We start from the raw sequence: 7457 nt of genomic DNA, 5'->3' as shown, positions 1-7457 counted from the left end.
ATCAGAGCCACAAAGAGCAGAAGGATTGCGTATTTCATAGTTCCTGTATCGGTAAAAAACCTCCCCAGGTTTATACTTGACAGCAGTGTTGAGCTAGTTGTACACTCTGCTTGGCCGACTACAAGTCCGTGGTCGGCTACAAGTCCGTGGTCGGCTACAAGTCCTGTGTAATGGAGGTTGATTAAAATGCGGTTCAATACACTTGCTGTCGTACCAATTATTTGCTACGCCTTATTTCCTCAGACAGTTCAAGCTCAAGCATCTCAAGATTCGGGTTGGCTCTTTGGCTCATTAATAATACTGGATACTTCTCCCCCCGACCCAACCCCGTTATGTATAGACGCAAACCCATTTTGTATGCCGGGTGGTTCTGTTAGTATTACCAGCACAGGCCCGGTTATTTTACCCCCTCCAGTTTCCATACCCAATGGCATGGAAACTGGAGCAGTGAACGCAAGTTTAATGGCTTCATATGCAAACCCATTCTCAATAATTTATGCTAGCACAGAAAGATCGGGAACTCTTAGCCAGAGATGTACCTATTCCGAGGATAATATTCCTCCCAAAACAATAAAATCTACAGAAGGTTTTGTCTGGCAAAAATCCAGTGTATCTCCAGGATATGCGAGTGTATCCTTTGGTGGATTTTCGCCTGCTGCCAACGAGGGGTTGATCATGACGGGGTATGAATTTCATCCCTATTTTACAGCTATCTATGTTAGCAGCTATGCACTCCACTATTCGTCAACCTTCACACTTACCGGGGCGATATCAGCATTGTCCGCTGCATATGGAGTGGGTACGAGTCTTATCACGCCACAAGCAGAAGCAATTAGAGGATGGTCATGTATAGAGGGCGACATCCTTTCTAACGGAACAGGCGGAATGTAATTTAAAAATGTGCCGCTTTTTCTATAGTTTTAAGATTGGAAAAGCGGCACTGTAAATTTTAAACCCATGATAAAAGACCTTGAAAATTTCTGTGAGTTGTCAAACCTTACACTTATAGTGGAAGGATTTCCGTATAGAAACGGCTTATCGAAAGAAGCATACCTGCGACTTCAGTCCTCAATTCTTCCTCTTTCAGAAAAAATTAAACGTATAGCAGACTCTATCGATTACAAAGCAACCAGAGTTTCGGACGGATATGTCTTAACTAAACTCTATTCTCATGCAGATGACCTTCCTATACTCACGGAAGCCGAGATAAAAATAACTATTGAACATATTCAGTCGACTTGTCAGAAATATAGTCTGGGCAATGAAATCGTCAATCGCATGACATCTGATATATGAGCGCTACAGACTTTTTACAAAGCACTCTCCCCCACTCAGAAAAATGCCATCGCCAGCACAGGACTCTTTTTTCAGGCGCTTCCACAGGAGCAACAAACTTTAATGGAGCGCCTTTTATTGGATAGCTACTTCAATGCCATACTCTCTGGGTGTTTTCAGGCTAAAGGTATTCTCGAAGAAACGCAGATATCGCAAGTTCGTGCTCAGAGCAACCAGGTTATCAGTTCGTTTCCCAGGTTTCCTCAAAAACGGCCACACGGGCGCTGTTCCCCCGTGTCATGGTTCCTAAAGAATTTCAGCAGCCCGTTTCACCAGAATGGCCCAAGGGCTATACCGAAGCTCCCACTCTGGAGGAGTATCTCAAAAAGAGCAAAAGGAAAATTCAGGTAGATGCGACGCTTCGGGAAAAGCCTTTGTTGGTTCTTGGGAAAGAGTGCGACGATAACCGATTTTTGGCGATGCTAGCTTCGTTCTGTCCGCACCGCGCGACTCGCTCGGTTGATGGCCTGACGGTCACGGCGAAAAGCCTTCCGCGCACTGTGGATTTTCAACAGATCGTCGCCTCACTACTCCCGGAGACCCTACGCCGCTATCTCTTCGTTGCAGCTCTCCCTGACAAAGCGGGGGTACTTCCCCCACAGCGTACCTGGGTTTTCCCACCCGCTTGCAGTGCGGTGGTAGAGAAAGAGATATTGAAGGACATTGACAAGCGCACGATTCCCTTTCGTGAGCTGAGCGCCTTTCAACGTCGCTGCATAATGCTAAGGCTTCTCAATCCAATTATCTCGGCACTAGTTCAGCGTGGGGGAGCGGTGCCAAGCTATATCTCCCAGATGAGCCAGCTTCTAATCAAGACCCGGATCTACTCCGCACAAGGGCGTTCGTGGCTGCAAATTACCTTTGCTGTCCCCGAAGGCCCCTTCGGTGCTCCGCGTGTTCGACTGACGATGGCGCAGATTCCGCTTCCCGAGTAGCCGTTCCTATTTCCTGAAGCGTGTCGCCAGGGCCGACTCGGTGGCACGGCGGGCGATGCGCGTGACACGCAGGCCCTCCCGTGCCGACGGTAGCGAACCTAGCTTGCCCGTATAGAGCGCATCGCGCCAGGCGGCGTACATCCCGTGGAAGTCTTTCTCGCTCCCGCCCGGCAACTGAAGCGTGCCCTGGGAGTTGCGCACCTCGAAGAACCAGCCGTCGCGAACGTAGCGAATCAGGCCGTCGGTGCCGATCAGCTCGTAGGTAAAAAGGTCCACGGGGTTCTGCGCGGTGTGGGCGTAGGAGTAGCTGATCTCAACACACGTGTGGCAGTTGCTCGCGTGGTCCATGTGCAGCCACATGTGCCCGGGCGCATCGTGTTCCTCCACCCACGCGGCGGCGGCCTGCTGACGAATAATCTCCGAGCCGGTCCACCAGAGCGCCAGATCAATCTGGTGCACGCCACAGTCCACCATCGGGCCGCCCTCCTCAAAGCGCCCGATACGCCGCGACGACTCGAAACGGTTCCCGTGCTCGTCGCGTTCCCACTTGCCATGCAGGTTCCAGAGATAGATCAGGCGCATCGAGCGTACTTCGCCGATCCAGCGCTCGTCTACCATTTGTTTGATCTTCTGCGCCACGGGGCTAAACCGATAACAGAGCGCGGTGGCAAAGAGAATCCCGGCCCCCTCGGCGATCCCGATCATCTGCTCGATCTCGCTCTCGGTCATGGCGAGAGGCTTCTCGCACAGTACATGAAGCCCATGCTGGGCCGCGCCGCGCAGGTTCTCCAGATGAAACGGGGCGGGCGACGTGATGGAGACGGCATCGAGCCCCGAGCGCCAGAATGCGTCAATGTCTGTATAAGCCTGCGCCTCCGGGTAGCGTGCTGCTAGCCGTGCGAGCGCCTCGGCGTTCGGATCGTAGAGAGCAGCGAGGGCAAGGCCGTCGGTCTGGGCGATGGCATGCGAGTGGCCGTAGTCGGCGACGACTCCGCAGCCTAGAATTCCAATTCGTTTCATATTTTCAGCTCACGGCGTGGCGGGCAAGTAAGGCATCAATCAATCCCCCCGACCAGTTCTCGCGCTCGTCTTCGTCGCGGAACTCAAAGCGAATTCCTGCACGACCATCATTGTCTTTCCACATCACATCACAGAGCACGAGGACGGCCTGTGTGGAGGGCGCTTTCAGGCGCGCGGGTGTGGGGCCATCGGCAAACGGCAGGAGGCTATTCAGACGCGCCCCCCCCACGCCCATGTCTAAAACATCGGCGTCGTGCCAGTCCGCACTATCGTGCAGCTCCAAAGTGACCCCCTCAGGGAGCGGCCAGCGACGGAACTCACGGCGGCGTGCACCCTGCTGGTCGGACTTGGGGCGGCGAAACGGCTCCGTGGTGCGTAAGCGGTCCAAAAGGGCCATGGCCTCGTCTTGGCGGCGCAGGATGGCCTCCACATCATCGGGAATCTCTATCTCTTCGTCATCAAATTGCATGGTTGTATTATCGTCTTTAACGAGAGCCTTCTTCACCATCAGAATCGAGCATATCCACATAGATTCCCGGCTCAGAGCCCTCAATCACGGTCGCGCCGCAACATTTCTCATAAAATGCCACGGGGCCAGCCCCCGCAATGATACCGTACCCGTAGCCCATTTCCTTGAGCCCGTGGAGCGCGGAGAGCAAGAGGGCCGCACCAATTCCGCGTCCACGAAAGGTCGGTTCCACACCCGTCGGGCCAAAAAAGCCACGCATCGTGGCGTCTACACAGGCAAACCCAATCACTTTTTGTTCGGAAATCGCGATCCAGCAGGTAATGGGTTGTCGCGCGAATCCGGCTTCGGTCTCATCAGCCCAGCTCTCGGAAAAAGTCTGGGCGATAAAGCGGCGCGTGCGCGAGAGATCAAAAGGGAAAGCACGGCGCACGACGATCCCCTCAGCACGCAGCCGTGTGAGTTCGTCTTCGACGGCGGCTAGTTTATAGAGCGGCACAAGTAGATCAGGCATGATGCAGCTCCAGTTCTTCCCAGCTCTCGACACTCAGTAAGTGATCCAGAATCACTTCAAGCGCTTCCGGGTCAGTGATTGCTTCAAGCCCAGCGACGATCTCTGCCGTTGGCACACCAAAGCGGCGCGCCCCAATGTGCAGGATAAAGCGGCGCGCTTCCTCGGCACGCCCTCCGGTTCGTCCTTCCGCAAGTCCTTTAGCAATGCCTTGGGCGAGCCCGGCGGCCATAGCTTCCTGCTGCATGGCCTGGTAGGTAGACGATAGTTCCAGCACGTTTCGGCTCATAAGTTTCTCCACAAGGATTTTATCAAACTTTATACCCATCAGAATGAAGGTTGCCGTACGAAGCAGCTCGTCGTCGGGGCCGCGCATCACATGTCGTCCCTTGAGGTTTGCATGTCCGGCGAAGGAGCGCAGCAGAACGGCCACGTAGTAGATGGGCATCTTCAGGCGGTTCTTTTAGGGTGGGCTTGCCTCCACGATAACCAGGCGATCTGCCGCCGTGGAGACAGTAGAGAGATCGGTCTCCGTGATGCGGGTCGGGCCAACGGGCAGTCCGAGAAGGTGGAGCCAGTCCGTGGGGTTCAGCTCCACCAGAAACTTTGTGGTGGCATCAAATGGTTTAGACATCTTTGCCTCTTAGCTTCATGGGGCTGTCGCCAGAAGCTCGTCGGTGTCGTCGAGCACTTCGATGCAGCCATTGCGGTACTGCTTGATGCGCTCCCAGACGGCTTTGGTCTGCGTGTCGCGCGCCTTGCGAGCAAGGGTAGTGTCGGCGATGGTCTGGCGCGTCTTATCGTAGGCGGCGCGCTGGGCAGTAAGATCGGCCCGGAAGTTTGCGAGCGTGTAGCCTTTCCCGAGGGTGAGAGGGGGCGTGAACCCGGCAAGTGTCGCAGAGTTGATGCGTGCCCAGAGATCTGCCATGTCATCGAAGGCTTTAAGAAACGTCGCTTCTGACCCGGTGGCGAAGGGCTGGGTGGGTAGCTCGGTGGCAAAGGCGGAGTCCCCCAGCTTGTTTTGCACGGCGGCTCGGAACTGCTTCAGGCGTGCCTTTAGCGGGGCTTTGCCCGCGTCGCGCTCCGCCAGAGCGATCCCGTAGGCATTCTCGATAGCGGGCATCTGCGCGAGGCGCTGCTCCAGAGCCGTAATGTCGGTGCTGAAGCCTGCCAAATTGTAGCCTTGGCGCAAGGTAAGCGGCATGGTTCCCAGGGTAGCGTTGACCTTGCCCCAGTGAATGGCGCAGGATTTGGCGAGGTTGAGAATCTCGGAAGGAATGAGAGTGGGCATCGTTGAGAGTCCTTTTGTTGTGTTAAAGAAATTGCAGGTGCTGTTGCTCAGATTACAGCTTCTGTTGCCTTTTCTGTTGGCATGACTTTGTCACTTGCAGGGTTTGTTGCATTAGATACTAGCTGCGCTGCTCAAGTTGCAGGTACTTTTACTTTGTCTGCTGGTACTGTCGAGCTGCTTGCTGCATCTCTTCAGCACGTGCTTGCGCTGTCTGCTGGACAGACTCCGCTAAATCACGAAATGTCACTGTCGGGCTGATGCAAGTGTCGGGTAGTGCTTTGACGTAGCGCTGGCAAAGAGCAATAGTAAAGAAACCAACCAGGCAGCCTACGGGCAGTCCGATAGCCCAGCGGGAGTCGCTGGTAATGACGGCTATTAGTAGACAGACAATGCTACCAGCAAAGGGAAGTAGCAACCACAGTGGTCTGTGGTCATAGACCCGTTGGGTGATGCTCCAAACATAGTCATTGTCATGGTCACACATCCGACCAAAGGCACGGTAAATTCGTGGAAGGTCTTCGTTGGAGAGGACGGAAGCCAAGAGAGTTTCTGGATCGGTTGGCGCATCAAGCTCCTTGAGAACTCTCTCCAGAGCGTTCTCCTCAAGGCCGTAGGTGGAGGCTTTCGCCCACTCAAGCCGGTAAATTTCGGGAGCAGAGTCTGGCTCAAGCCGGCGGGATTTGTGTGACCAATACTCGATACCTAGAACCCCGCCAGAGTCGTATTCGCGACCTTCGTCCCAACAGGTCTGGACAATCGTGCGAACAACATCATCGGAGAGTGGCGGCGGAGGCATGAGAAGATTATAGCGTAACGGGCATTGAAAATCCGCGACTCAACCCGAGACAAGGCGAGGCAGGAATTTGCCCTGGTTGCGGTGAATTGCTCTGACGTGCTATTATCACGACGAATCCCCCCGGTGACGGGGGAGGTGGTACGAAGGAACTCCTCGATGATGACTCTTGCGCGCTTGGTTCGTCAGGCTGGCCTCTTGCTGACGGCGCTCGTCGCAGTCTCTTCGTCGGTCAGGGCTGCGGTAGACCCCGCTCTGGCGGACAAATACAAGGCACTGGCGGCGACTGTGGACAACACGGCGCTGGCACGGACCATTCGTGAGCTCTCTACGAACGGCTCGCGGGTCGTGGGCTATCCCGGTGAGCGCCGTGCGGCGGACTATGTCGAGAAGGAGTTCCGGAATCTCTTTGGAGATACCAATGTCAAGGCGGAGAGCTTTACTGCCACGGTTCCCATGGACAAAGGGGCGCGCCTAGATGCCAATGGGAAGACCTACCCTCTCTACTGCATCTGGCCCAACCTCGTGCGCACCAGTCAGCTCCCGCCCGAAGGTCTGGTCGGCCCCCTGATCTACGCCAGCAACGGTTTGCTTGGTGCCTTCAATGGTAAAGACGTCGAGGGATCGATTGTTCTTGTGGATTTCAACTCCGGCACGGACTGGCTCAACGCCCCTCGACTAGGGGCAAAAGCCGTGATCTTCATCGAACCCGACAGAACAATGCGCGGCGAGGCCGAGGCCAAGTTCGTCTCGATTCCCCTCTCGATTCCACGATTTTTCATTAAGAAAAGCGATGCCGCCGCACTCCAGGCGCTCGCCCTCTCTCGTAAGAGCTTGCAGGCCACGCTCCATGCGGACATGAAATGGGAGCAGGTTCAGGCAAAGAACTTTCTGGGAATTCTGCCCGGCCAGAGTAAAGACCCCAAGATCGCCAAGCAGATTATTGTCGTGCAGAGCTTCTACGATGCCATGTCGGTGGTGCCCGCACTGGCTCCCGGCGCGGAGCAAGCGGGCGGGATGGCGGGCCTCCTTCAGACAGCCCGGACATTTAAGAAACGAGGCAACGAGCGCACTATTTGGTTTCTAGCGACTTCCGGGCACTGCCT

Annotated in this window: 10 protein-coding genes; 3 read left to right on the top strand and 7 right to left on the bottom strand. The window is 55.2% G+C overall.

All coding sequences use genetic code 11. The features are described from left to right. Window positions 1–186 precede the first annotated feature (186 nt). Together ACH2EH_RS25795 and ACH2EH_RS25790 are read left to right on the top strand one after the other, a co-directional pair. Entirely contained in the window at window positions 187–891 is a 705-nt protein-coding gene (locus ACH2EH_RS25795; protein WP_395146295.1) for a hypothetical protein, read from the top strand. 683 nt (window positions 892–1574) lie between these two features. Then, entirely contained in the window at window positions 1575–2270 is a 696-nt protein-coding gene (locus ACH2EH_RS25790) for a hypothetical protein (RefSeq protein ID WP_395146294.1), read from the top strand. Window positions 2271–2276: 6 nt separating this feature from the next. Here ACH2EH_RS25790 and ACH2EH_RS25785 read toward each other — a convergent pair whose 3' ends face one another. The 7 genes from ACH2EH_RS25785 to ACH2EH_RS25755 form a co-directional block, all read right to left on the bottom strand. Then, window positions 2277–3290, bottom strand: coding sequence for a Gfo/Idh/MocA family protein (locus ACH2EH_RS25785; protein ID WP_395146293.1), 1014 nt, complete (start codon window positions 3288–3290; stop codon window positions 2277–2279). Window positions 3291–3294: 4 nt separating this feature from the next. Continuing rightward, window positions 3295–3759: a PilZ domain-containing protein gene (locus ACH2EH_RS25780; RefSeq protein WP_395146292.1), complete on the bottom strand. Its 465-nt coding sequence runs from the start codon at window positions 3757–3759 to the stop codon at window positions 3295–3297. Between the two features lie 16 nt (window positions 3760–3775). After that, window positions 3776–4270, bottom strand: coding sequence for a GNAT family N-acetyltransferase (locus ACH2EH_RS25775; RefSeq protein WP_395146291.1), 495 nt, complete (start codon window positions 4268–4270; stop codon window positions 3776–3778). After that, entirely contained in the window at window positions 4263–4715 is a 453-nt protein-coding gene (locus ACH2EH_RS25770; protein WP_395146290.1) for a hypothetical protein, read from the bottom strand. The genes ACH2EH_RS25775 and ACH2EH_RS25770 overlap by 8 nt, the downstream gene beginning before the upstream one ends. A gap of 15 nt (window positions 4716–4730) precedes the next feature. Next, window positions 4731–4901 (bottom strand): hypothetical protein, encoded by a 171-nt coding sequence (locus tag ACH2EH_RS25765; protein WP_395146289.1) that lies wholly within the window; start codon window positions 4899–4901, stop codon window positions 4731–4733. 15 nt (window positions 4902–4916) lie between these two features. Continuing rightward, the gene (locus tag ACH2EH_RS25760) at window positions 4917–5558 is read right to left on the bottom strand and encodes a hypothetical protein (RefSeq protein WP_395146288.1); all 642 of its coding nucleotides are present in this window, start codon (window positions 5556–5558) and stop codon (window positions 4917–4919) included. A gap of 148 nt (window positions 5559–5706) precedes the next feature. Then, entirely contained in the window at window positions 5707–6354 is a 648-nt protein-coding gene (locus ACH2EH_RS25755; RefSeq protein ID WP_395146287.1) for a hypothetical protein, read from the bottom strand. 156 nt (window positions 6355–6510) lie between these two features. On the opposite strand from ACH2EH_RS25755, the gene ACH2EH_RS25750 reads away from it, so the two are divergent. Next, a partial coding sequence (locus tag ACH2EH_RS25750; protein ID WP_395146286.1) for a PA domain-containing protein occupies window positions 6511–7457 on the top strand: 947 nt, incomplete at its 3' end.

It is taken from the genome of Armatimonas sp. (genome assembly GCF_043760365.1).
Taxonomy (GTDB): Bacteria; Armatimonadota; Armatimonadia; order Armatimonadales; family Armatimonadaceae; genus Armatimonas.
Note: the sequence above shows the minus strand (reverse complement) of the source record. Positions and strands in the feature narration are given on the sequence as shown.

What these genes read in the sequence shown, in the direction of transcription:
- ACH2EH_RS25765 (WP_395146289.1), bottom strand. Translation starts at nt 4,901, where the DNA reads ATGTCTAAACCATTTGATGCCACCACAAAGTTTCTGGTGGAGCTGAAC.
- ACH2EH_RS25790 (WP_395146294.1), top strand. Translation starts at nt 1,575, where the DNA reads ATGGTTCCTAAAGAATTTCAGCAGCCCGTTTCACCAGAATGGCCCAAG.
- ACH2EH_RS25795 (WP_395146295.1), top strand. Translation starts at nt 187, where the DNA reads ATGCGGTTCAATACACTTGCTGTCGTACCAATTATTTGCTACGCCTTA.
- ACH2EH_RS25775 (WP_395146291.1), bottom strand. Translation starts at nt 4,270, where the DNA reads ATGCCTGATCTACTTGTGCCGCTCTATAAACTAGCCGCCGTCGAAGAC.
- ACH2EH_RS25780 (WP_395146292.1), bottom strand. Translation starts at nt 3,759, where the DNA reads ATGCAATTTGATGACGAAGAGATAGAGATTCCCGATGATGTGGAGGCC.
- ACH2EH_RS25755 (WP_395146287.1), bottom strand. Translation starts at nt 6,354, where the DNA reads ATGCCTCCGCCGCCACTCTCCGATGATGTTGTTCGCACGATTGTCCAG.
- ACH2EH_RS25770 (WP_395146290.1), bottom strand. Translation starts at nt 4,715, where the DNA reads ATGCCCATCTACTACGTGGCCGTTCTGCTGCGCTCCTTCGCCGGACAT.
- ACH2EH_RS25785 (WP_395146293.1), bottom strand. Translation starts at nt 3,290, where the DNA reads ATGAAACGAATTGGAATTCTAGGCTGCGGAGTCGTCGCCGACTACGGC.
- ACH2EH_RS25760 (WP_395146288.1), bottom strand. Translation starts at nt 5,558, where the DNA reads ATGCCCACTCTCATTCCTTCCGAGATTCTCAACCTCGCCAAATCCTGC.